At 47.2% G+C, this 22,507-nt stretch carries 26 protein-coding genes and 2 tRNA genes; 17 read left to right on the forward strand and 11 right to left on the reverse strand.

Annotation, left to right across the window (positions count from 1 at the left end):
- Nucleotides 1-685: 685 nt before the first annotated feature.
- From EJV45_RS02165 to EJV45_RS02175, 3 genes are all read left to right on the forward strand, one after another.
- Entirely contained in the window at nucleotides 686-1,486 is an 801-nt protein-coding gene (locus EJV45_RS02165) for a helix-turn-helix domain-containing protein (RefSeq protein ID WP_129714005.1), read from the forward strand.
- A 68-nt stretch (nucleotides 1,487-1,554) separates the two neighbouring features.
- On the forward strand, nucleotides 1,555-2,526 hold the full coding sequence (locus EJV45_RS02170) for a nitrilase family protein (protein ID WP_129714006.1): 972 nt from the start codon (nucleotides 1,555-1,557) through the stop codon (nucleotides 2,524-2,526).
- Nucleotides 2,527-2,674: 148 nt separating this feature from the next.
- Entirely contained in the window at nucleotides 2,675-3,505 is an 831-nt protein-coding gene (locus EJV45_RS02175) for a transporter (protein ID WP_165304957.1), read from the forward strand.
- Nucleotides 3,506-3,555: 50 nt separating this feature from the next.
- Here the strand turns inward: EJV45_RS02175 and EJV45_RS02180 are convergent, their stop codons facing one another.
- From EJV45_RS02180 to msrA, 5 genes are all read right to left on the reverse strand, one after another.
- Nucleotides 3,556-4,119, reverse strand: a complete 564-nt coding sequence (locus tag EJV45_RS02180; protein ID WP_129714008.1) for a DUF4256 domain-containing protein — start codon at nucleotides 4,117-4,119, stop codon at nucleotides 3,556-3,558.
- Nucleotides 4,120-4,191: 72 nt separating this feature from the next.
- Complete coding sequence (locus EJV45_RS02185) at nucleotides 4,192-4,581, reverse strand: DoxX family protein (RefSeq protein ID WP_129714009.1); 390 nt, start codon at nucleotides 4,579-4,581, stop codon at nucleotides 4,192-4,194.
- A gap of 2 nt (nucleotides 4,582-4,583) precedes the next feature.
- Nucleotides 4,584-5,054 (reverse strand): SRPBCC domain-containing protein, encoded by a 471-nt coding sequence (locus EJV45_RS02190; RefSeq protein ID WP_129714010.1) that lies wholly within the window; start codon nucleotides 5,052-5,054, stop codon nucleotides 4,584-4,586.
- Between the two features lie 5 nt (nucleotides 5,055-5,059).
- Nucleotides 5,060-5,383, reverse strand: coding sequence for a helix-turn-helix transcriptional regulator (locus tag EJV45_RS02195; RefSeq protein WP_129714011.1), 324 nt, complete (start codon nucleotides 5,381-5,383; stop codon nucleotides 5,060-5,062).
- A 1,621-nt stretch (nucleotides 5,384-7,004) separates the two neighbouring features.
- On the reverse strand, nucleotides 7,005-7,496 hold the full coding sequence (msrA, locus tag EJV45_RS02200; RefSeq protein ID WP_129714012.1) for a peptide-methionine (S)-S-oxide reductase MsrA: 492 nt from the start codon (nucleotides 7,494-7,496) through the stop codon (nucleotides 7,005-7,007).
- 276 nt (nucleotides 7,497-7,772) lie between these two features.
- On the opposite strand from msrA, the gene EJV45_RS02205 reads away from it, so the two are divergent.
- Complete coding sequence (locus EJV45_RS02205) at nucleotides 7,773-8,192, forward strand: helix-turn-helix domain-containing protein (RefSeq protein WP_129714013.1); 420 nt, start codon at nucleotides 7,773-7,775, stop codon at nucleotides 8,190-8,192.
- Here EJV45_RS02205 and EJV45_RS02210 read toward each other — a convergent pair.
- Nucleotides 8,174-9,088, reverse strand: coding sequence for an NAD(P)-dependent oxidoreductase (locus tag EJV45_RS02210; protein ID WP_165304958.1), 915 nt, complete (start codon nucleotides 9,086-9,088; stop codon nucleotides 8,174-8,176). The genes EJV45_RS02205 and EJV45_RS02210 overlap by 19 nt on opposite strands.
- A gap of 161 nt (nucleotides 9,089-9,249) precedes the next feature.
- Between EJV45_RS02210 and EJV45_RS02215 the strand changes: the two genes are divergently transcribed.
- Complete coding sequence (locus tag EJV45_RS02215) at nucleotides 9,250-9,753, forward strand: DinB family protein (protein WP_129714015.1); 504 nt, start codon at nucleotides 9,250-9,252, stop codon at nucleotides 9,751-9,753.
- 81 nt (nucleotides 9,754-9,834) lie between these two features.
- Here the strand turns inward: EJV45_RS02215 and EJV45_RS02220 are convergent, their stop codons facing one another.
- The 3 genes from EJV45_RS02220 to EJV45_RS02230 form a co-directional block, all read right to left on the reverse strand.
- Nucleotides 9,835-10,227: a VOC family protein gene (locus tag EJV45_RS02220; RefSeq protein WP_129714016.1), complete on the reverse strand. Its 393-nt coding sequence runs from the start codon at nucleotides 10,225-10,227 to the stop codon at nucleotides 9,835-9,837.
- A 17-nt stretch (nucleotides 10,228-10,244) separates the two neighbouring features.
- Nucleotides 10,245-10,664: an AraC family transcriptional regulator gene (locus EJV45_RS02225; RefSeq protein WP_129714017.1), complete on the reverse strand. Its 420-nt coding sequence runs from the start codon at nucleotides 10,662-10,664 to the stop codon at nucleotides 10,245-10,247.
- A gap of 195 nt (nucleotides 10,665-10,859) precedes the next feature.
- Complete coding sequence (locus EJV45_RS02230; RefSeq protein WP_129714018.1) at nucleotides 10,860-11,504, reverse strand: NAD(P)H-binding protein; 645 nt, start codon at nucleotides 11,502-11,504, stop codon at nucleotides 10,860-10,862.
- Between the two features lie 347 nt (nucleotides 11,505-11,851).
- Here EJV45_RS02230 and EJV45_RS02235 point away from each other — a divergent pair, with 347 nt between their 5' ends.
- From EJV45_RS02235 to EJV45_RS02245, 3 genes are all read left to right on the forward strand, one after another.
- On the forward strand, nucleotides 11,852-12,361 hold the full coding sequence (locus tag EJV45_RS02235; RefSeq protein ID WP_129714019.1) for a regulatory protein RecX: 510 nt from the start codon (nucleotides 11,852-11,854) through the stop codon (nucleotides 12,359-12,361).
- A 75-nt stretch (nucleotides 12,362-12,436) separates the two neighbouring features.
- A tRNA-Gly gene (locus EJV45_RS02240) sits at nucleotides 12,437-12,509 on the forward strand.
- A 56-nt stretch (nucleotides 12,510-12,565) separates the two neighbouring features.
- A tRNA-Leu gene (locus tag EJV45_RS02245) sits at nucleotides 12,566-12,651 on the forward strand.
- Between the two features lie 645 nt (nucleotides 12,652-13,296).
- Here EJV45_RS02245 and EJV45_RS02250 read toward each other — a convergent pair.
- On the reverse strand, nucleotides 13,297-14,133 hold the full coding sequence (locus EJV45_RS02250) for a winged helix-turn-helix domain-containing protein (RefSeq protein ID WP_240755166.1): 837 nt from the start codon (nucleotides 14,131-14,133) through the stop codon (nucleotides 13,297-13,299).
- 147 nt (nucleotides 14,134-14,280) lie between these two features.
- Here EJV45_RS02250 and EJV45_RS02255 point away from each other — a divergent pair, with 147 nt between their 5' ends.
- The 4 genes from EJV45_RS02255 (at nucleotide 14,281) to EJV45_RS02270 (ending at nucleotide 17,121) form a co-directional block, all read left to right on the forward strand.
- Nucleotides 14,281-14,820: a hypothetical protein gene (locus EJV45_RS02255; protein ID WP_129714021.1), complete on the forward strand. Its 540-nt coding sequence runs from the start codon at nucleotides 14,281-14,283 to the stop codon at nucleotides 14,818-14,820.
- 366 nt (nucleotides 14,821-15,186) lie between these two features.
- Entirely contained in the window at nucleotides 15,187-15,639 is a 453-nt protein-coding gene (locus EJV45_RS02260; protein ID WP_129714022.1) for a GNAT family N-acetyltransferase, read from the forward strand.
- Between the two features lie 354 nt (nucleotides 15,640-15,993).
- Nucleotides 15,994-16,389 (forward strand): hypothetical protein, encoded by a 396-nt coding sequence (locus tag EJV45_RS02265; protein ID WP_129714023.1) that lies wholly within the window; start codon nucleotides 15,994-15,996, stop codon nucleotides 16,387-16,389.
- An 84-nt stretch (nucleotides 16,390-16,473) separates the two neighbouring features.
- Nucleotides 16,474-17,121 carry a hypothetical protein gene (locus tag EJV45_RS02270; protein WP_129714024.1) on the forward strand — a complete coding sequence of 216 codons (648 nt, stop codon included), beginning with the start codon at nucleotides 16,474-16,476 and terminating at the stop codon, nucleotides 17,119-17,121.
- 55 nt (nucleotides 17,122-17,176) lie between these two features.
- Here EJV45_RS02270 and EJV45_RS02275 read toward each other — a convergent pair whose 3' ends face one another.
- A complete protein-coding gene (locus EJV45_RS02275) occupies nucleotides 17,177-17,389 on the reverse strand; it encodes a hypothetical protein (protein WP_129714025.1) in 213 nt (70 codons plus the stop codon).
- Between the two features lie 258 nt (nucleotides 17,390-17,647).
- Here EJV45_RS02275 and EJV45_RS02280 point away from each other — a divergent pair, with 258 nt between their 5' ends.
- The 5 genes from EJV45_RS02280 to EJV45_RS02300 all read left to right on the forward strand — a co-directional run bounded on the left by EJV45_RS02280 (nucleotide 17,648) and on the right by EJV45_RS02300 (nucleotide 22,483).
- A complete protein-coding gene (locus EJV45_RS02280; RefSeq protein WP_129714026.1) occupies nucleotides 17,648-18,643 on the forward strand; it encodes an NAD(P)-dependent oxidoreductase in 996 nt (331 codons plus the stop codon).
- A 158-nt stretch (nucleotides 18,644-18,801) separates the two neighbouring features.
- Nucleotides 18,802-19,494 carry a response regulator transcription factor gene (locus tag EJV45_RS02285; protein WP_129714027.1) on the forward strand — a complete coding sequence of 231 codons (693 nt, stop codon included), beginning with the start codon at nucleotides 18,802-18,804 and terminating at the stop codon, nucleotides 19,492-19,494.
- Nucleotides 19,484-20,845, forward strand: coding sequence for a HAMP domain-containing sensor histidine kinase (locus EJV45_RS02290; RefSeq protein ID WP_129714028.1), 1,362 nt, complete (start codon nucleotides 19,484-19,486; stop codon nucleotides 20,843-20,845). The genes EJV45_RS02285 and EJV45_RS02290 overlap by 11 nt, the downstream gene beginning before the upstream one ends.
- A gap of 214 nt (nucleotides 20,846-21,059) precedes the next feature.
- Nucleotides 21,060-21,542, forward strand: a complete 483-nt coding sequence (locus EJV45_RS02295; RefSeq protein ID WP_129714029.1) for a hypothetical protein — start codon at nucleotides 21,060-21,062, stop codon at nucleotides 21,540-21,542.
- Nucleotides 21,543-21,553: 11 nt separating this feature from the next.
- Nucleotides 21,554-22,483, forward strand: coding sequence for a bestrophin family protein (locus EJV45_RS02300; RefSeq protein ID WP_129714030.1), 930 nt, complete (start codon nucleotides 21,554-21,556; stop codon nucleotides 22,481-22,483).
- Nucleotides 22,484-22,507 lie beyond the last annotated feature (24 nt).

Consider the following 22,507-nt stretch of genomic DNA (forward strand, 5'->3'; position numbering starts at 1 on the left):
TATGAACAGTGGACAGGAGCGGAACATTTCAGGGAACAAGGAGTAATGAATCAGCAACCATTGTTGTCCTGTAAAAATTTGCAGAATAAAATAAGATCCTTCTGAACAGTCTCAAAGCAATATCTGCATCAATTTTCTAAATCAACCCCTGAATTTTATGTTAAGGGTTTTACGCACAGGCGGTGGTTTTGATGAGGGTTTTGCCTGATTGCTGCCACTAATAGGTGCGGACCGGCCTTGTATCTTCTCGCCGCAGAAAAGTATTAAAAGTCTTGCACTGTTCTGAGGAGGTTGAGAAGAACCAAGGTGGGGAACCAGCCCGGAACGGAATGGCGCAGGGATATCCGGGCCTTTTCCCGCCGCCGTAGGACTTTTGATGCTTTTATGCAAGAAGAGATACACAGCCGGAGCGGTTTGTTCGTCTCTTGTATGTTGTTTCAATGGTACGAACGCTTTCGGCTATGCCTCAGGTGCTTCTTTTCCAAGAAAAAGAAGGAGCCCCAGCGGCGGTGAGCGGTTCGATACCACAGTTTCAAAGTTGTTGGCAACCGAAGGACTATATATTTTCACAACACTTTCCCCGGACAGCAATGAATCAGCAACCAAAACTCTGGCTACGTTTGCGTGCACTCTGGCCATTTACATCTGACCAAAGAACATACCTCAAAATCACTACCTTAGCATAATGCAAATCCCTTCATCCCCCGCTCTGAAACCCTACATCAGGCATTACCTCTTTATCGAATACGCTGCAAGGACTTGCGGACCTGTGCGCCTCTTTCCTGATGGCAGTTGCGGAATGGTTTTCCTGAACCGCAAAATCGCTTTCTCTTCATCCGGCGGTAGCCATAATCTTTCCGGCTGTTTTATATATGGGCAGCTGAACAGCTATCTTGATCTTGAGGCGGCAGATCGTTTCTCTATTGTTGTAGTTGTGTTTCAACCCTGGGGTCTCAACCGGCTTACCGGAGTTCCTGCGGCAGAAATTACGGATCAGATAATTGCCGGAGGCGAGCTTTTCGCCGAAACCGGGGTCCTGACCGATCAGCTCGCAACCGCCCCGGGGTGCCGGAACAAGGTTGATGTACTGGAAGCCTTTTTTGGTAATATTCTGCAAATCGGCCGCAGGAAAGCAGATTTTATAGTTCCCGAGAGCGTTGCTGAGATTTCCCGGGCGAATGGGAACCTGTCTGTAGCAAAACTTGCCCGGTACATTGGCTATAGTGAACGACAGATTGAGCGCGCGTTTAAGGAAGAAATCGGAATCAGTCCGAAAATATACGCAAGCATAACCAGGCTGCACCACTTCATCTGGCTCAGTAAGGCAGCCCGGCACTCTTTTACCAATAATGCTTATGGTGCAGGTTATACAGATACCTCTCATTTGCGCAAAGCATTCGTCAGGCATACGGGAATCACGCCCGCGGCATACCTGAGCACTCCACGCAAACTCGCGGTAAACTTTATCAGCCTCAGCGATTCCTGAGGAAATGTCGCGTTTTTACATGGCGTGTTTTTTTAGCAGGCCTAGATTTGCGCAACAACTTCAGACGTATGGAAAAGCTAAAAATCTCAACCGCACAATTTGAACATAAGAGTGCTGACAAAGTCTATAATCTAAGCATGATCGAGGCGCTGACGGCTGATGCAGCCAGGCAAGGCGCTGATGTGATCGCATTTCATGAATGTTCCGTTACCGGCTATACATTTGCACGCAATTGCTCCAGGGAAGAGCTTCTGGACATTGCCGAATACATCCCCGACGGACCAAGCGTACGGGCACTCATAGACATCGCTGGCGGGTATAACATAACGATACTGGCCGGGCTGTTTGAAAAAGACCATAACGGCAGGATGTTTAAAGCGTATATCTGCGTTGATAAAGGCGGACTTGTTGCCAAATACCGCAAATTACATCCGTTTATTAATCCGCATCTAACTCCCGGCGATCAATATTGTGTCTTCGAGATAAAAGGCTGGAAATGCGGCATCCTGATTTGTTATGATAACAATGTGATTGAAAACGTACGTGCTACCAGATTGCTTGGCGCAGAAATCATTTTCATGCCGCATGTAACGATGTGTACCCCGTCTACCAGGCCGGGAGCCGGATTTGTAGCGCCCGCACTCTGGCACAACCGGGCAAATGATCCGACGAGCCTCCGTTCAGAGTTTGAGGGGCTGAAGGGTCGGGCCTGGCTTATGAAATGGCTCCCGGCCAGAGCTTATGATAATGGCGTGTATGTTGTTTTCTCGAACCCGATCGGCATGGACGATGACCAACTCAAAAATGGATGTTCGATGATCCTCGATCCCTTCGGAGATATTCTTGCGGAATGCCGTTCGATGGACAATGAAATTGCGACCTCCGTTATTACACGTGAAAAACTTCGCCTGGCCGGCGGATTCCGTTATATCGAAGCCCGGAGACCGGATGTGTATCGCGACATTATCGGCCAGACGCATATGCCTCGGCAAAAAGTAGCCTGGTTATCAGCTCCTGCGTCAACCGGCAATGATGCATAATGGCTGGCAATAAGCTCCTCCGGCGCCTGATTTTGCAGGTTTTTGTGTGCAGCAGAGAGGCTCAGCGGCGCAGGATCGCTTCGCCTGCCGGCGGATGAAGCTAAACAAAACGGAAAACACATGTGTTACCGTTCTGAGCCCCATCCGTATGAAAACCAAAATCTTGATTTTATTGCTTCTGGCAGTCGCAAAAGCTGGCTACACCCAGCAAACCTTGCGCCCCGTATCGTTGTTCAACCCTGTACCAAAACCGGCCATGCGACAAATGGAGACAGACAGGCCGGATATAACCGAGTCTGCGATTACGCTTGATGCCGGTCATTTTCAGTTGGAGACTAATCTTGCGGCCTTCAAAAGGGAAAGAAACGATGACCTGCTGAAGTCGACATGGTTGATCAACGATATGATTCTGAAACTTGGACTGGGCGCGTCTACCGACATTCAGCTTGACTTTGAGACCTACGTAAAAGAAACCACTGAGGAACGTCTTAGTCATACGAAGGAACGCGAAGCCGGAAATGGAAACCTTACGCTCCGTATCAAACAGAACATTTTGGGGAATAACCGGGGTAACTTTGCTGTGGCGGTACTGCCTTATGTCAGGTTTCCGATAGCAGGCTATGGTGAAAAACATCCCTATGAAGGCGGCCTCATCGTCCCTATGCAGCTTAAAGTTGGTCATGACTGGAAAATTGGCGCACAGGTTGAGGTCGACCGGCTTGAGGATATGGAAGGTCATGGTTCGCATACTGAATTTCTTCAGTCGCTAACCCTCAGTCACCCGCTATTGAAAAAACTGGATGGCATCGCAGAAACGCATTATACGTATGATTTCAAGCAACATCATTTTTCGAATTTCCTGAATGCGGCGCTTCAGCTTGAAGTGTATAAAGATGTTAAAATAGACGGCGGACTGAATTATGGCCTTCAAAAGGATGCGGAAAAGCGTTATTTTCTCGGGCTTTCGCTTCGCATCTGATTTATGCATTGCCGGGCTGCAGGAAGCCCGGCAGTGATTATGACATTTGTTCAGACTTTCAGCAGACCGCGAAAAGCCCTCGCGCCGTAATAAGATTCGGCACCATTGTGATACATAAAAACGGTATCATAACGCCGGTCGCCGAAAATCGCTCCACCGCGCTCCCGGATCTCCGCCGGGGTTTCCAGCCAGCTTGAGGTTTTGGTGTCAAACGGCTCCAGTTTTTGCAAATCGCGATATTCAGCCTCGTTAAGCAACCTGATTCCCATTTCGCGCGCCATGCCCTGTGCACTATGTTTTGGCTTGTGTTCTTTTCTTGATTCGAGTGCATCCGCATCGTAGCAGATACTTCTTCGCCCTTTGGGACTTTCCGCTGAACAATCGCAAAAAATGTATTCTCCTGTTTGCTCATCGCGGCCAATTACATCCGGTTCGCCTGCGGTTTCTTCCATTTCGGCAAGCGACCATAATGCGGCGGGGTTTTTCTCAAGCCGGGCCTGTACCGCTGCCCACTCGATCCCTTTATGCCGGTTCATGTGTTTGTCAAAGCGTTGTTTCAATGTCATGAGCAGCTTCTGCTGTTCTTCCTGCGGTAGTTCTTGTTTGTTAGTCATATAGGTTTAAATTTAAGGGCTTACTATCTCCCGGCAAGCGTCCGGGAACTGAAGCGCGGTGTAGGGAACACATCAGTTTATTTGCGGCGCGACGGGCATTTTCCGTGAGGCTGGTCTGAACAGCCAGGAAACAATGGTAAGAACAAGCAGCAATGCTGCCGGCAATACCGTTTTAGCATGTTGACCCGCTGCAAGATGCGAAAAAATTGCACCAGATGTTGTAAAGAAAAACCCGGCATAAGCCCATTCCTTCAACAGCGCCTGTCGTGGCAGCAGTATCACGCATACACCAGCCAGTTTCCAGAGGCCCAACAGGGTCAACAGGTATGAGGGGTAACCGAGATCGGTCATCATCTTAACTTCCTCCGCCTGTTTCATGAGCTGGACGATTCCCGTTGATACCATACCAAGCGACAACCAGGAAGTAGCGATCCAGTAAATAATCAATTCAGGTCTTTTCATCGTTAGTTTATTGAATCTTTTGCGATAGCTTCTAACCGGTTATGAGCCATATTCAGACCCTGTGCAAAAGGCAGTTTTAGCATCTGGTCTCTAATCTCAGATGATCGGTAAACAATGTGCATTGTGAGTTTACTTGTCCAGATACCAAGCGAATGAAACTCGAGATACTCAAGCTGTACGGGAAACGGTGTGTTTTCCATTTCAAATGTCCTGATAATTTCGCTTTCCGGAACAACGCGATGAATAGTTCCATTGGCGCTGAATACAACATTTCCTGCGGGATCTGAAGTTTCAAAGCGATAGCCGCCATGCGGACGCATTTCAAATTGCAACACTTTTGTGCCCATCCACTGCTCGAATAATTCCGGAACGGTATAGGCTTTAAAAAGCAGATCGATGGGAAGATCAAATTCCCGGGTAATGGTGAGGTCCTGCTTGCCCTCTTCGGCGCTGATTCTCGTTTTTAACTCCATATAATTCATTTGTTTGATTTGAACTGTTTCATGAGATCTTCCAGTCTGTTAAAGCGTTCATCCCACAGCTGACGGAAGGGTTCAATAAAATCTGCCACCTGTTTCATGGTTTGCGGATTGAAGTGGTAGTGAATTTCACGCCCGCTCTGCTCTTGTCTGAGCAGTTCACACTCGGTAAGGATTTGCAGGTGTTTTGACACCGTTGGTCTGGCGGTATCGAAATTAGCGGCAATGGCACCGGCTGTCATTGACTGCGTAGCAACCAGCATTAAAATGGCTCTCCGTGTTGGGTCTGCTATAGCCTGGAAAACGTCCCTTCTTAAATTCATTATGTAGCTATTTGACTACAAATATAATGAAGTCATTTGACTACGTAATCCTTTTTTAAAATTTTTCGAGGAAGTGAATTGAGATTGGCTTTTATGGTAGATATGAGGTTTGAGGCTTTTGATAGTGTACAGGTATTCGTAGTTCGTATTTAGACGCGGAGCAAACCGTAGATATGAGATTTTAGATTTGAGTCATGAGACACGCAAGACCCCTCGGCAGGTAAGGCGTATTGAGCGGTGCGCCGTGGTCGTTCGTCCTGGTTCTTTTTTCTTTAATCTCATTGAGAGGTTAGGCGCCGTGGTCTTTTCATCCTTTTTCCTTTTTCTTTGTTCTCCTTGACTCATGATTCATGGCTCGTGCCTCCCCTGAAGTCATCCAGACAGAGCGGAGCGGCGGAAGGATCTAACTGGGGATCGCAAGTCAGATTCTTCGCTGCGCTCTGAATGACCCGTGGGGGGATCACGATCTGCTATGAAGCCAATGGATTTCTTCAGATTTGAGATATGAGATTTGAGTCCTGAGACATGACAGCAAGACCCCTCGGCAGGTAAGGCGTATTGAGGGGTACGCCGTGGTCGTTCGTCCTGGTTCTTTTTTCTTTAATCTCACTGAGGGATTAGGCGCCGTGGTCTTTTCATCCTTTTTCCTTTTTCTTTGTTCTCCTTAGCGAACAGTCGCAACCGCTCCGTCGCAGGGGATCCCTCGCCGTTGCGATATCGAAAAAGGGACTGCGTAAACGCGCTTCGGGATGACGGCGTGGGAGACGTCAGTGGGGCTTGGCGGCTGAGGGGTTAGGCGCCCGGGTCCTGTCAGGTCCTCTCATGATTCATGGTTCGTAGTTCGGCTAGCAGCCATTGAGGGGCTCTGCGCCCAGACTTATCACTTAATACCCATTGTTGTCCGGTAAAAATTGGCTGAATGAAATAAGACCGTTCTGAATAGTCTCAAAGCACTATTTGCCTGAGTCTTCCGAATCAAGCCCCCTGAATTCTATGTTTGTGGGTTTTACGTACGGGCGGCGGTTTTGATGACGGTTTTGCCTGATTACTGCCACTAATAGGTGCGGACCGGCCTTGTATCTTCTCGCCGCAGAAAAGTATTAAAAGTCTTGCACTGTTTTAAGGAGGTCGGTAGGAACCAAGGAGGGGAACCAGCCCGGAACGGAATGGCGCAGGGATAATCCGGGCCTTTTCCCCCCGCCGTCGGACTTTTGATGCTTTTATGCCAGAAGAGATACACAGCCGGAGCGGTTTGTTCGTGTCTTGTATGTTGTTTTCAATGGTACGAACGCTTTCGGCTATGCCTCAGGTGCTTCTTTTCCAAGAAAAAGAAGGAGCCCCCGCGGCGGTGAGCGGTTCGATACCATAGCCTCACATCTATTGGAAACCAAAGAGCTATAGGCTTTCGCAAAACTTTCCCCGGACAACAGTGACTTAATACCTACAACTTACAACTTCACTAATTCATGGTTCCTGCCTCCCGTTGATCCAGACAGAGCGGAGCGGGCAAGCCTGTCCCGGTGGTGTAATGCGGGGTATGCGCCCAGCGCTTTACACTTTCAACCTTTAACTTTTGACTCAGACAGGCCTTGCCTCTTTGGTCTCTTTTGTTCGATCCTCCCTACCCCAGCGTCCAGTCCGGGCGCTCGAAGTGACAGGTATACCCGTAGGGATTTCGTTGCAGGTAGTCCTGGTGCTCGGCTTCTGCGCTCCAGAAATCACTTTCCGGAACTACTTCTGTCACCACTTTTCCAGGCCATTTCCCTGATGCCTCAATCTCCGCAATCAACTGTAAGGCTGTTTGCTTTTGACTTTCATCCGAAAAAAAGATAGCAGACCGGTATGAGGGCCCCAGATCGTTCCCCTGGCGGTTGCGGGTGGTCGGATCATGTATCTGGAAAAAATATTCAAGCAGCTTTCTGTAAGACAAAACTGTGGGATCAAATTCAATCCGGATCGCCTCTGCATGCGTTCCATGGTTTCGGTATGTTGCATGGGGAACATCACCCCCGGTGTAGCCAACCTCTGTTGATATCACACCAGGCTGATGCCTGATCAGCTCTTCCACTCCCCAAAAACATCCACCAGCCAAAATTGCTTTTTCAGTATTCATGATTCTTGTGTTATATAGCAAAGGAACAAAAATGCCGCATCAGAGCGATCAGGCTTTCGCTACTTTGACAATCTGCAGATACAATATCAAGTATGCAGGAATTGTTTTCTGAACAGAGTGAATAATAAGTGTACAAATACATTTTATTAGCCCGTAAAACCGTTGCGCCGGTTACCCGTAGCAACGGGTCGGCTGTACGTAAAAATTCGCGCAGGCCGAGTCCGTATTGCTAAAATCACCCGGAGAATTTTAGTTTTATAATCTCAATCCCTGACCATGTATCAAAAAAAATCACCCGAACTTCTCGACTGCGGACTTGCGGTCGCATTAAAAGTAATAGGCGGCAAATGGCGTACCTGGGTACTCGACTGTATAATCAGAGAAATCAGACGGCCAAGTGCCATTCAGCGCGAAATGCAAGGCGTTAGTCAGCGCGTTGTCAACCTCCATATTCACGAATTGGAGGCGTACGGACTCATTTTTAAAAAAATATTGAGGGCACGCCCGGCGCACGTGGAATATCACCTCACAGAAGCCGGCGAAAAGCTGCTGCCTATTCTCCGGGATCTCGACAATTGGGGAAACACCCATAAACATTACCTGTACCGCGATAACCCGGCATTTATTCCCGGCTCCTGCGCCTATTCAGCTGAGGATGCCAGAGTTGATGTCGCTGATCAGAGACCTGCATCGTAACCTGAAGATCGATGGTCACGCAATACATTAAAGATCGCCGAAACATCCTGACCACCGTAACCCGCTTTTTGTGCTTCGGCAAGCACATTTTTGGTAAGCCTGGCCAGCCGGAGATCAAGGTCTGCCTCGCGTGCATTTCTAACCAGGATGTCAAGATCAGCACTTACCCTGTCTACCGGCGTTTCCGCTTCAGCAAAATTGCCCTGATGAATCGCCTGTCCCATTCTTCTCAGATCCGAGCCCACAACCGGAGCGAGACTTTCAATAAGCAACCCGAATTCATCGACAGATAAGCCCTCGTGCTGGCAGATCAGTGCCCCGTGACAAAAACCCATCCAGACAGCAGACAAATAAGAGAGTCCGGCCAGGGAAAGCCCTGCAGAAGCGCCATCTGCCGGACCGAGATATGAAACAGTCCCCGCTAATTTATTAAGCAGTTCCGCAACATCATTGTACACGGGCTGAGGGCCGCAGATCGTGATCATAGCTTCTGCAGACCCGATTTGGCGCGGCCAGGCCATTATGTTCCCGTTTAAACAACTTCCGCCGCTGTTGCTTATTCTGGCTGCCAGTGTACGTGCTTCATTGGCTGTGCCCCCGCTTAGCTGGATGAATGTTTTTCCTGAAAGTGCGCCAGACGCAAAGACTGGCTGCAGAACCAGGTCGGTCGCCTGATAGTCGCTCAGGCATGCAATCGTTACCGGACTGTTAGCAATGGCGGCGGTAGCACTTTCGGCCTGTATCGCCCCCTGCGCAACCAGGGGTCCGGCCTTCAACACGTCCCGGTTCCATACCTCTGTATTCAGTCCTTTATCGAGCAATACCCGGGCGACTGCGCTTCCCATGGCGCCTAGTCCGATTACGCTCACTTCTGTGTGTAGGTTGTTATTCGTCATATCTGAATTGATTTTCAGAAACGAAATTAGACACCCCTGCATGCTGCCGCAATACCTGAAAAATTTTTCAGTATCCGGAGGAAATTCAACATGAGAATTGCATACAAATGAGCCTTTGTTGTCTTACCTTTAGAACTCAGACACCACAAAACTCTAAAAAAATGATCATTCAATACCTGATCGGTGAATTCGAAAATGAAGTGAAGAGCACCCGCAAACTATTGCAGGCAATTCCTGAAAAAGACCTGGCTTATAAACCATCTCCTACCTCGTGGACAATGGGTGAGCTTGCACAACACATTGCCACCATTTATTATTGGTATGTCGGCGCACTGACTGCTGATGTGTACGACCTGGCGGGCGACAACCTGGAACGCGCTCCTGCCAGCGACCTGCAGGGAACACTGGCGCTTTTTGAGCAGAATGTAGAAAAGGCCCGGGCTGCGCTGAACACTGTAACAGAAGAAAGCCTCCGGCAGGATTGGACGATGAAGGCAGGAGACCGGGTTGTTCTTGGCCCAATGCCGAGGGGCATCGTTACCCGCGGCTTTTTGTTTAATCACCTTTATCATCACCGTGGCGAGATGATCGTTTACCTGCGCGCCACGGGAAATAAAGTACCCGGATTATACGGCCCTACTTTCGAAGAAAGCCAGCCAGGTTAATTAACGAAAGATCGTCAGGACAAATATTAATTGCAGAAGTTCCAGGGCTGGCATCTGCGATGTTCAGCCCCGGAACTTCGCTTACAGCATTTCCACGAGCTGGATATTGTTACCGCAAGTGTCATTCAGCACAGCAATCTTGACGGTACCCATTTCGGTTGGTTTTACGCTAAATTCGACACCAAGCCCCAGCAGACGCTCATACTCGTGCTGAACGTTATCCACATTAAACTGAGTATAAGGAATGCCGGCGTCGAACAAAGCCTTTTGATAGGTCCGGGCAGGTTCGAAGTGTAAAGGAGCGGGTTCGAGCAGCACTTCTGCCCCATCAGGCTCTTCCTTGCTCACCACCGTTAGCCACCTGTCGTTACCAACAGGGACATCTACTTTTTTAATAAAATCAAGCTTGGTTGTGTAAAATTCCAATGCTTTTTCCTGGTCAAGAACCGGGACTCCGACAATTTTAGCTCTCATGTGTTTAATCTTTTAGTTTATGAGCTGGCAAGATCAGCATGCAAAGACAAACCGGCATTGTGAAAATTGCTCTTTTGAAATTCGCTTGGGGTTCGGCCTGTCTTTGACTTAAATAATGTGCTAAAGGAACTGGGACTGTCGAAACCGATCGCAAAACAAGTCTCGCTAATACTCATGCCCGTTTTGAGACAGGCTTTTGCCTTTTCGATACGTTTGTCGGTCAGGTACTGGATGGGTGTTTGTCCGTAATACTTTTTGAATAATCGCAGTAAATGAAACTTAGACATATATCTGGCGCCTGAAATAACATCGAGATTAAGGTCTTCGCTGCAATTTTTGTCTAAATAATTGCGGGTTCCTCTAATGGCATCCAGCTGTCCGCTGTTAGGATACATGATTTTTTTAAGCTTTAGTACTTCGCTTTCGTAATAGGTCATCTTCGTTATTCCGCTATAAGATCAAATATACTTATTCAGATAGTAGAACAGCAATAGTGGCGGCGGCTGATAAGCCTCTACCGAAACGCTGATCAGCCAAACACGCTTCTGATGGACATTACCGTGGAGATCGGGGCGTGCCCCAGCGTTCAGCCAGTCAGGGGATGAAACCAGTATCTTTAAACGGATTGAATTTTACTTCAGAAGCTTAAAAATGGCTGAAGTACGCAGGTAATGCGTTCCGCTGTTGAAGATCTTTGCCGCCCGGACCATCGCTGCTGCCAGGTCTTTCGTTGCAATCGGTCGCTGACCTTTAAATAGCCCCAACCTGTTGAAGAACTTCACAATAGCTACACCAATCCGCTCTCCTGCACGGTCTGAATCTTTTCTTTCCAGCGGACCGGGCTGAAAAATCACGGTAACCGGGAAAGCCAGGCGGATTACCTTTTCTTCCAGTTCGCCTTTCATCTTCATGTAGAAAAAATGTGAGCGGGCATCGGCTCCGCCGGAAGAAACCAGCAGGTACCGTTCAACGCCATGACTTTTTGCGGCTTTGGCGAAATCATACTGATAGTCGTGGTCTACGCGCCATTGCCCTTCTTCTCCGCCGGCTGCTTTCAGGGTCGTTCCGAGACAGGAAAATGCTGCGTCGCCGGTAACAAGGTGCTGCCATGCTGATGTTTTCTCGAAATCGACCACGTGCACATGCAATTTTGCATGCTGCAAGGATACAGGCCGCCTCACAAATATGTGAACTTCATTAAACGTGTTGTCGGCAAGAAGTTGCTGAACCAGGTCAGCACCCGTTGCCCCGGTAGCCCCTATTACCAATGCTTTCATAAGATTTTGTATTTCTGTCGACTGACTAACAACTGGAAAAGCGATTTGCTTGCTGAATTCATTCCGCCTTCTGACTTTGTGAGCGTTGGTCTATAGCTTGATTGATTTTTCAAGATTGCGTATTTTGGCTTCCCGATTCATATGGAAAATCTCATTGCAGAACTCAAGTTAAAATCGGCTTCAGTGAAGATTACAACATTATCAACTATGCTTTAGACGAAAATCAAGATTGACAAGCCAATGTTGTCTAGGAAAAACTTCGCTGAACTGAGCAAGATCTGTCTGAAAAGCCACAAACTGATACCAGACGTGTGACCAGTTATGTTTAATGCAGGCTGACCACGCAGATGAAAACGTTTATCTTTGAAATTATGGAGCAGAAACGTGTGATTTACGATTTCAGGACGGGCCTGGCGAAAGCGGAAGCCTATTGCGCCTACCAGGAGCGGTCGCAGCAGGAAGTGCGCGACAAGTTATACAGCTGGGGACTACACAGCAGGGAAGTTGAACAGATCATCTCCACATTGATTGAGAACAACTTTTTAAACGAAGCGCGCTTTGCTGCAGCTTATGTGTCCGGAAAATTCCGGATCAAGAAGTGGGGAAAACTAAAAATAAAACACGGCCTGAAGTTAAAACGAATCCCTGACCGGATGATTGCGCGGGCGTTGAATGCAATTGACGGAGATGCTTACATTGAAACTATTGTCAGCCTTGCTGAGAAAAAAATCCCATTTTTAGGTACAACAGACGCTTTTAAAAGAAAATTTAAGCTAATAACCTACCTACAGGGCCGTGGCTTTGAAAATGATGTAATTTTAGATGCACTGAAAAACAGCGGTTTACTTGAAAAGTGATTTTTTTTCTATGAAAAAGCTTGACAGGAATGAGATAGTCACTATATTTGCATCACCAAAAACAACAACACTATTGCGAAAGTAGCTCAGTTGGTAGAGCACGACCTTGCCAAGGTCGGGGTCGCGAGTTCGAATCTCGTCTTTCGCTCGAAATCCCTTCCCCTCAAAAGGAAGGGATTTACAATTTAACAGGTTACCAAACCTGCTCGGATGGTGGAACTGGTAGACACGCAGGACTTAAAATCCTGTTCGCCCTAAAGCGAGTGCGGGTTCGATTCCCGCTCCGAGTACAAAAGCCTTATCGGAAACGACAAGGTTTTTTTGTTTTATAGCTGCAGCGTGCCGGTAAGAATTTTCCCAACCGAAGTCGGCTTTTCAACCCAACTTAGTATTGACGGAAGTCCTGGTTACGCATGGATGACGGATTCCGTTACTGGCATGATTGTATCTGATTGGGGAGTTATAGTTCCTCCCGGCTTCATAATTCACTACTTCGGTAATAGCACTGGAAGTTTTGAGTTGCAGGCTGGCACATATCAGTTCGACTAACACACCAGCATGATATCGTTGGACAGACCTAATTAGCAAGAAAAAGAATAACAGTAATGGCAGCCGCTCATTTGAGCGGCTTTTCAGTTTATTGAGAGTTCAATTGCTTCTGCCAATATCGATTTGATTGGACCTGTGTTACTCGCTTAAACCACGACAATTAGGTTTGCTGTTCAACATTTAGATTAAATGGCATAAATGTTAACCTTTGACTTACAGCCTCTTAATGGATACATTTGATAATGATGGTTACATAGGCTGAAGTTAAGGACATAGATAAATGGCGTCGATCAAACAGATCTGTAAGTACTGTAACGTATCGGTGGTCAACCCTGCTTAACCCAATTTAGGCTACTTGCTAGGTTCCTGTTTTTATAGTCAGGTCTTTACAGTTTAATTTCGAGCTTATAACCCTTGCCGCGTACAACCGTTATTCTAATACCCGGATCGCAGGCCAGTTTCCTTCTGAGTTTTGATATGAACATATCCAGACTACGGCCTACGATAACACCCTCATCTTCCCATATCTCTTTTTGCAGCCGGCTTCGCTCTATGGTCTCATTCGGCGACAACGCAAAAATGAGGAGTAACCGTGATTCAGTTGCAGTTAAGTCGATGTCTGCACCCTCTGCTGTCAGTCTGCGGTTCCCGGCATCGAACAGCAATGCGCCTAAAGTTATCAGGTTACTATCAGCGTCAGGCACGGCTCTTCGGGGTCTGACCGATCTGAAATATATAAAACCAATCAATGCCATTAATGGCAGGCTGCCCAGAAGCATCCTGTTCTTTACCCAATGGATACCAGCCGGCTTGAATTTAATATTGATCTTGTAACATGACCTTGGTTGTTCTCGCCCCAGACAGGGTACAATGTCATTTCTCTTATTTCCTGATATGGCGAAGCCGTACGCTACGTTGGCGTTCCCGCATGTTAGAACATTAACCACATAGTCGTCTGTCTGAGGAGAGCTGGCCAACACATGCTGAGTGATCTTTACCAAAACGCCCGGTTCAAACGCAAACTCACGCTCGAAGCTGATCTGATATTCATTTTCTGCAATCTTCTTTACGGGGAGTACCCTCGAGGTAGTGTCGCCTGATTGCAAAAGCAGCTCATGTCCTACCCTGCGAAGCAATACTTCTTTCCTCGCGATATCAAAATCATTATCGCCGGTTATAAAGGCTGCGCAAATTACCCCGATGAACAACAGTAATGTTAACACCAGCAATTTTTTGCGTTTTCCCGATCGAAAATTTCGGCTAAGCATTGTATCAGGATTTATTTACAAAGTTTACAATTTTATTTACAATCTGCGCGCTCCGTAACAAAATACATCGTCTTAGTTTCGCTGAAACAAATTCAAAACGATATGAAAAAAGTTATCTATGCGCTGGTCCTGCCGCTGGCTGCGGTTGGCGGACTCGTATTTGCTCACCAGGAAATCAGTTCTGAAACTCCGACAAATGTGCATTCAAAGTTATCTGCTGCAGAACGGAAAGAAGCTATGGAAAGATGGGAACGTAGTCCGGACGGGATTAGTTACAAAAAATGGGAAGCCTCTTTCAAAGGTAAAAATGTCTATGCAAGTGAGGCAAAAATCAGAAAGAACATCAATGCATTCACCAATATGGAGGCTGTTGTGTCTTCTCTGTCTCTTCCGCCACATTCACGGTTGGGTTTCGGATTGATGGTAAAAATTAATGGTGTCGATTATATTCTAAGCTTTGGGCAGGAAGAGGCTGACGAATTCAGGGATTTGCATGATCTGAAAGTTAACGACAAAATCACCATAAGAAGCCATAGTGTTTCGCATGCGCCCAAATATCTGTATCCGATCGTATCAGGCGATTATGTAGAACGGGATGGAGAAATAATTTATAAACGTGCACCGCGCAAAGGTGGGTGCTAAACGAAGTTACCGGCCGTTCTCAGACTCTGTTGCTGCGTTAAGGAAAGGGCCTTTTAAAGTTTTTTCTGATGCCGGTATCCTGATTCGTACCAAAAAGTTTTTTTACAAAAGCCGTTTCCTGGCCGGAAAGGGCTTTTGTCTTTCACTTGTGGTCCCCATGCTACCACATAACATGTATAGAAAAGCGATACAGAATGGTCTTAAGTTGCAACGGCTTGATCTGTTTTAAAATTCAACGGGCAATAAGAATGTTAACGTAAATACATCAACATCTCAATATGTATCCGATGTTCGCGACCCATAAACTTCATATTCCCCTTGCTGCAATGCAACGGATTCTTATTTTTGAGATTCAAACCAGATATCATGACCAAGCTCATCAGAACGAATGCCGAAAATCCTGAATTCCGTTTCCTTATCGCCCTTCTCGATCAGTACCTGCACCAACAGGACGGCGATGAGCATGCTTATTATTCACAATTCAACTCTATTGCGGGCATCAAACACGTCGTACTGGCTTATGCAGATGATAAAGCTGTAGGATGCGGCGCTTTCAAACCTTTTGATGAGCAACGTATCGAAATTAAACGCATGTATGTATTGCCTGAATACCGCGGCAAGGGCGTTGCAACAGCCATGCTCAAAGAACTCGAGGCCTGGGCCGTCGAAGAAGGTCGTACGAAGGCTGTACTCGAAACCGGCAAAAGACAGCCGGAAGCCATAGCGCTTTACCACAAAGTCGGTTACACCGATATTCCGAATTTTGGCCAGTATGAAGGCGTTGAAAACAGCGTTTGTATGGCAAGGGACCTGCAATAAGCTGCATTTCATAGACCAGTAAGGGTTTCCCCGCTTCTATTTTTTCTCAATGTCGGATTTTTACTATTTGTTTTGGTTTGGCCGGAATAATTTTGCGGCATATCTATCAAACCATGAAAAACAAGTGCTTAAACAAAAATCTTTTCGCTCCTCCGGACCATAAGTCTGCAAATAGCGAGGCCAGTCATCCCAAAACTATCAATTGTTCTTATAGCGGAGCAGGTAGTTCCGGCCGCTAAAACGGCGCCATTATTCAGCATTTTTTAGACCCCCGCACAAGACAGGGCTATTGCCTGGCAATAGCCCACTTGTGTAAATATCCTCCCGGCATGCGCCGGTCATCCCTCAAATTCCATGAAAATACGTTTGATCTTTTTGCTGGTGCTGGTAACCCTGGGGCCGGCCTGCAAAAAGGAGCCCCGGCAGTCAGACTACGCCGGCACATGGGTGGTAAATGAAGTAGAGATTTATAATCCACCATCTACCACTCCTTACCCTTCTACACAGGGCGAACATGGTACCATTACCGTCAGCTTCGCAGGGATGACTGAAGCCGTCCTTCAACTCCGCCTGTACGACCAAACCAATACCTTAAGGATCGATGAATCTTATCAGGCAGTTTATGGAAAGGATGAAGACGGCGATCCTTATTTCAAAGCCGAAGGCACAGGTGAGGTTCTTGCTTATGTTTTTGACAAGGAAATGGACTTTTATGGCATTACCGGCGCCAGGATAGCGGCAAAAAAATAGCCAATCCGCCAGCGTAGCTACAACGCTCCAGACACCCCGGCCACTTGATGCCCCATGGCTTCATTGCACATTATCTAAAATCATATGAAAAACAATTTAAGAACAACAATTATTCTTTTTTCGGCGCTGCTTGCCCTGGGTTCATGCAAGAAAAAAGACGCTAGTCCTGACGAAGACGGACTGGTGCTTAACGAAGACTTCGGTTCGGGTACCTCCTCCTTTATAACCACAAACAGCCACACAAAGATTGAGGATGGACACCTGGTTATTAGTTATGCCACTTCTTCGGTAGGTATCGTAGATGCGATTTCCTCCAGGAACGCATTTGCTGAGACAGATACACAGCAGTCGGCCGAAGTTTCATTCCAGCACACAGAAGGCCATTCATACGATCAGGCCAGTCTATACTTTGGCATTACCGGTCAGAATTTTTTCAGCTTTAGTATCGGCAGCCGTGAGTTTCGCATTCACTCCAGAATAAACGGCGAAGCACGGAACGTCGTAGGCTGGACGGCAAGCAGTGCGATCAAAGGAGCAATGAATGAGGTCAATAAACTTAAGATTACTTTAGCCGGTGAAAAGCTGAAATTTTTTATAAACGGAACCGTCGTTGCCAATGTAAATGCACCTGGTTGGAAAACACTCGATCGGCTTGGACTAAGTATTGGAAAACTCGGATCGGCTGATCGCACCACCTATAAAGTAGATTACATCAAATGCTGGAATAAATAATAGACAGGCCCCGGGACGATCACCGGGGCCATCTGTTTGATTCTGTTTAATCGCATCAACCCGGAAAGTGTTCGCAGGCGTAGCCGAAAACATTCATTTCTCCTTCAATGCTTTTGCAGCATATACCTTCCCCCTGAACGCGCAAAATGCGGTCACAATCTTCGAGATCAAAATTTGCACGAAGCCCCGGGAACTGCCGCTCCAGCAGCAGCACAATCAATCTTGCCTGTTTCTTTTTCTTTACGTTGGTCTTGAATACTTCAACCATGTATCCTGTATTTATCGCTTCATAAAAGCGTTGTCTAGCCTGCCGCTGCTCTCCGCACAACAGGTCAGCAGACCCGGGATACAACGCGGCGCCAGGTCTGTACGTCAGATTCGTCTCAAAGCTGTATCAGAAGCACGCCTGCCGGCAAAATTACCGGGCAATGACACTTAAAAATTGTAAAAAACCGACATCGTTTCAAATAGTATCAAAGCTCATATCCCCCTCTAACAGGCTGTCAGCAGATTCCTGGACGTCAGCATGTGTTACCAGCCCTTTACAGGGAAAAATTTATCCCTGGCTGAATCTTTTTTCCCGTATTGCGACCGCCAGTGTTCCCGCTCACATTTGCAGCATCATTCACTCAAAAATCAAATCGAAATGAGATCAGCAACAAAAAAAATAACTGTGATTGGCCTGGGAAATATGGGAGCCGCAATAGCCAGGCTTTACCTTAACGATGGTTACCAGGTAACTGTCTGGAACCGAAACAAAGCTAAAGCATCCGGACTTGTAGAGCTGGGCGCAACGCTCACCGAAACCCCGGAAGCTGCTATTGCCGCAAGCGCCGTAACCATCATCTGCGTATACGATTACAAAGCAAGCAGAGACATATTAAACCACGCGGCTGTGGGGGCCGTTCTTGAAGGCAAAACGCTTATTCAGCTGACCACCGGCAGTCCCGAAGATGCGCACATTGCAGAGCAATGGGTAACTGCACATGGTGCAGCATATCTGGACGGCGCCATTCAGGTGGCACCTGATCAGATGGCTCAGCCCGATACGACAATCTTGTTCTCAGGAAAAAGAGAAACCTTTGATGAACAGGCTAAATTACTTTCGGTGTTGGGCGGCGGCAATACTTACCTTGATGGCAACATCGGCGCGGCAGCAGTCATGGATATGGCAACATTATCTTATTTGTACGGTGCATATCTGGGTTTCCTGCAGGGCGTGCTGTTTGCCGAATCAGCCGGTCTTGACCTGACTGTCTATGCTGAGATCGTTGCCCGGATGTCGGGAGGCGTCGGTCAGTTTCTGCAACACCAGGGAAAAGCAATTTCAGACAATAACTTCAGTGTAACGCAAAGTCCTATGGCTATTTCTGTGGAAGCTGTAGACCGAATCGTTGATGCCGCCAGGACTGCCGGCTTAAACCCCGTTTTGCCAGAGTTAGCGGCAGGCCTGTTACATAAGGCTGCTGATGCAGGCTTCGGACATGAGGAACTTGCCGCCCTGATCAAGGTTTTGCGCTAGCGCATGTCAACAAACACCAGAGAGAGGGAAGGCGAAAATCTTCCCTTTTTTAGTGTCAATACCCTGTCAGGCCCGGCAGGACTTGTCTTCATTTTCTGCCTTTCTGATATTTCTGTATCTTTCTGCGCTTTTTAACCCTCAACCGTTACAAGAACCGTATGAAAATACTCCTTATCGAAGACGAACCCGGCCTGGTGTCGGTTGTTGTTCGCGGACTTACCGAACTCGGATTCGAGATCAGTGTGGCCGCCGACGGGATCACGGGTCTGGATATGGCGCTGAAACACCGGTTTGATCTGATCATTCTTGACCTGATGTTGCCGGGAATGAATGGAATAACCGTTTGCAAGGAAATTCGAAGCCAGAATACACAGGTTGGAATCCTGATGCTGACAGCACTGGGAACTACAGAAAACATTGTCACAGGGCTGGACGCCGGGGCCGATGACTACCTCGTAAAACCTTTTAAGTTTTCTGAACTTGAAGCGCGGATCCGCAGTCTGAGCCGCCGCCTCGCCGGTGTGCAAAGCAGCAGTAAAAAGCTTTCGCTCGGCGGCCTGGAAGTCGACCTGAATTCAAAAACAGCGAAACGAAACGGCAAGTCGATATCGCTGACGGCAACCGAATACCGTTTGCTTGAATACTTCATGACAAACCAGAATAAAGTGCTCAGCCGGATCGAGATCCTTGAAAACGTGTGGGACATTGATTTTAATATGGGAACAAACGTGGTCGATGTATATATAAATTATCTGCGCAAAAAGGTCGACACCGGTTACCCGGTCAAACTGATCCATACCGTATTCGGCATGGGTTACATCTTCAAAGCAGAACAACCGGATGAAGTTTAAAACCAAGATCACCCTTCTCTTCTTTTCGATGTCTGTGATTGGCCTTGTGGTTCTGAACGCAGCCATCTTTTATTTCGTTGCAGAATTCAACTTTGAAGATTTTTTCAAAAGACTCGAAGCGCGTGTGAATATCGCAGCCGAGCTGCGCATATCGCCAGATGCGCGTGCTGCCGCAACACAACAGGTGCGCAACAGGTATCTCGAGAAACTGGCAGACGAGAAGGACTATGTTATCCAACTCGATTCAAACGGAAAACTCCCCGCGCAGAGACAGCCTGACCTTCCTGCCGCATTTTATAATTCGATCCTGAAAAACACCCGTGCACGTTATGTAGAGGATAATCGTTTTTATTGCGGCCGCCTCTTTTTAAAGAATGGCAATAAATACATCGTTATTGTGGGCGCCTCAGATCCCTACGGCTTCAAAGAGGTCGAACAGCTTCGTAAAATTCTGATTATAGGTTTTGTGATCTCCCTCGTGCTTGTCTACGTCATCGCACAGATCTTTTCGCATTACACGATCAATCCGCTGAGAAACATGATCAAAGGGGTGCGCAATCTTACAGCGAACAACCTGCACATGCGGCTCGAGGAAAAAAAGGGCAGTGATGAGATTGCGGAGCTGACCCAGACGTTTAACAATATGCTGATCCGCCTGGAAACTGCATTCGAAACGCAAAACAATTTTGTAAGCAATGCTTCGCACGAGCTGCGCACCCCCCTATCTATCGTTACCAGCGAAACCGAATTGCTGCTTTCGAGAAAAGATCTTTCAGACGAGGCCAGGGTATCGGCAACCAATATCCTGAATGAAGCTGAAAAACTTAAACATATTCTAACCAGCCTGCTCGGTCTTGCCCAGACCGGCTTTGACGGCAAAAAACAGGACTGGCAAAAGATACGTATTGATGAGCTGCTCTGGCAGGTAATCGACCATGCAAAAAAGATTGCCCCCGAAAGCAATATTCAGGTAGATACGGCAAGCATGCCTGATGATGAATCGCGGCTGTATACAGAAGGCAACGTAAATCTTTTACAGCTGGCGCTGAGTAACATTGTGCTGAATGCCTGCAAGTATTCAAATTATGCCGAAGTAGCTATCAGCATTGCGGAGCGCAACAACTGGATCAGCGTTACAGTAGCAGATAAAGGAATCGGTATTCCTGCGGGCGAGCAGCAGTTCATCTTTGACCCGTTTTTCCGCGCGTCAAATACAAACAAGTTCGAGGGCTATGGCATCGGTCTTCCGCTTACGCTGAATATTATCCGCCTGCACAAAGGCTCGATCGGCATCAGTTCTGAAGAAAACATGGGCACTGAAATCCAGATTTTGCTGCCGCGACTCAGGTAGCAGGTCTTGCAAATAACCCAGTTCTTAATACTTCTCTAATACATCTAAAAAACTCTCCGGAATAAACGGCGTTTCCTGGTGAGGTTAGCCATTTTTCACAAATCTTTAGAAGCTAAATTCTAATGCCATTTTAAAATTCGCTTTAATCGGTTTTAATAGCTGGGGTCTATTCTTGTATAAACAAATCGATGTTTAACATAAAACAGTTTTGATTATGCAAACCGTACTCATTCCAACAGATTTTAACCAGGCAGCGCTCGTGTGTATTCCGAATATATGTCATCAGTTTCCCGGCCAGCGTCTGCGCTTCGTGTTTGTGCACCTGTTTAAGTTGTCTGAATCGATCAGTGACCTGCTGATGCTTGCACGCAGAAACCGGGAATACGATTATGTAAGCGACGCCTTTTACGAAGAGTTAACCGCCCTTCAGAAACAGTTTATTCAAATTGACAGCATGCGAATCGACTTTTTTTACGGCAGTACGGTCAGTATGTTCAGAAATTTTCTTGAAACACATGAAGTTACGCACATCCTCGACCCTTCAGACTGCCGGTTAAGCATGCTGAATAAATCAAGCATTGATCCGGGACCACTCATGGCTCGCTGCGGGTTGCCCTTATTAACCCTGGTTGAGATGCCGGCTGCGAACACAGAAACGCATGATATCAAAAAAACCGAATTAGCTGAAGCTATTTAAACCGAACTACCATGTTACTCAGAGAAAACATACCCGTCAAATATATCTTTGGCAAGATCCGCACCGAGATCATCATGGTTTCGGTGTATGCGATCCTGATTGCCATCGTTTATAATAATTTCCATTTTACAAGAATCTCGATACCAATTGCGGTACCGACAATTCTTGGCACCGTTATCTCATTATTGCTCGCGTTCAAATCCAACCAGGCGTACGACCGCTGGTGGGAGGCACGCACGCTGTGGGGTGCTATTGTAAACGACTCGAGAACGCTGACCCGGCAGTTGCTTACCTTCATCGATACGCAGGGAAACGACGAGCAAAAACGCCTGTTCTGTCAGCGGATGGCCAAACGCCAGATTGCATGGTGTTACGCGCTTAGCCGGCACCTTCGTGGTGAAGATGCATTGCAGGGACTTGGCAGACATGTACGCCAGGAAGATATTGATCATTGCAAACAATACCGAAATGTTCCTGTTGCTTTGCTCGAATTACAGGGTGCAGATCTGCGCAACGCCTACAAACTGGGCTGGATAAACGAATTTCAGCAGGTAGAAATTGACCGGACACTGACCCGTTTTTCAAACCAAATGGGCGGTTGTGAACGCATTAAGAATACCGTGTTCCCGGTAACCTACAGCATTTATATCCATTTCTCCCTGATCCTGTTTATTACGCTGCTTCCGTTCGGACTCATCGAATTCTTCGGACTGGCAGAAATACCGGTTGTGATCGCAATAGGCTGCAGTTTTTTCCTGATCGAAAAAATGGCCATTCATCTTCAGGATCCTTTTGAGAATAAGCCAACCGACACACCGACAACGACGATCTCTCAGACCATTGAGAGAGACATCCGCCAGATGCTGAAAGAAAACCAAATGGATGCCCCGCCGCAGGCGATCGGTGTCCAGAAACAATCGAAGGTCTTTTACATCATGTAAAAAAAGACCAGCGAAACACCTTAC

Source organism: Pedobacter sp. SYP-B3415, from assembly GCF_004138205.1.
Classification (GTDB): Bacteria; Bacteroidota; Bacteroidia; order Sphingobacteriales; family Sphingobacteriaceae; genus Pedobacter.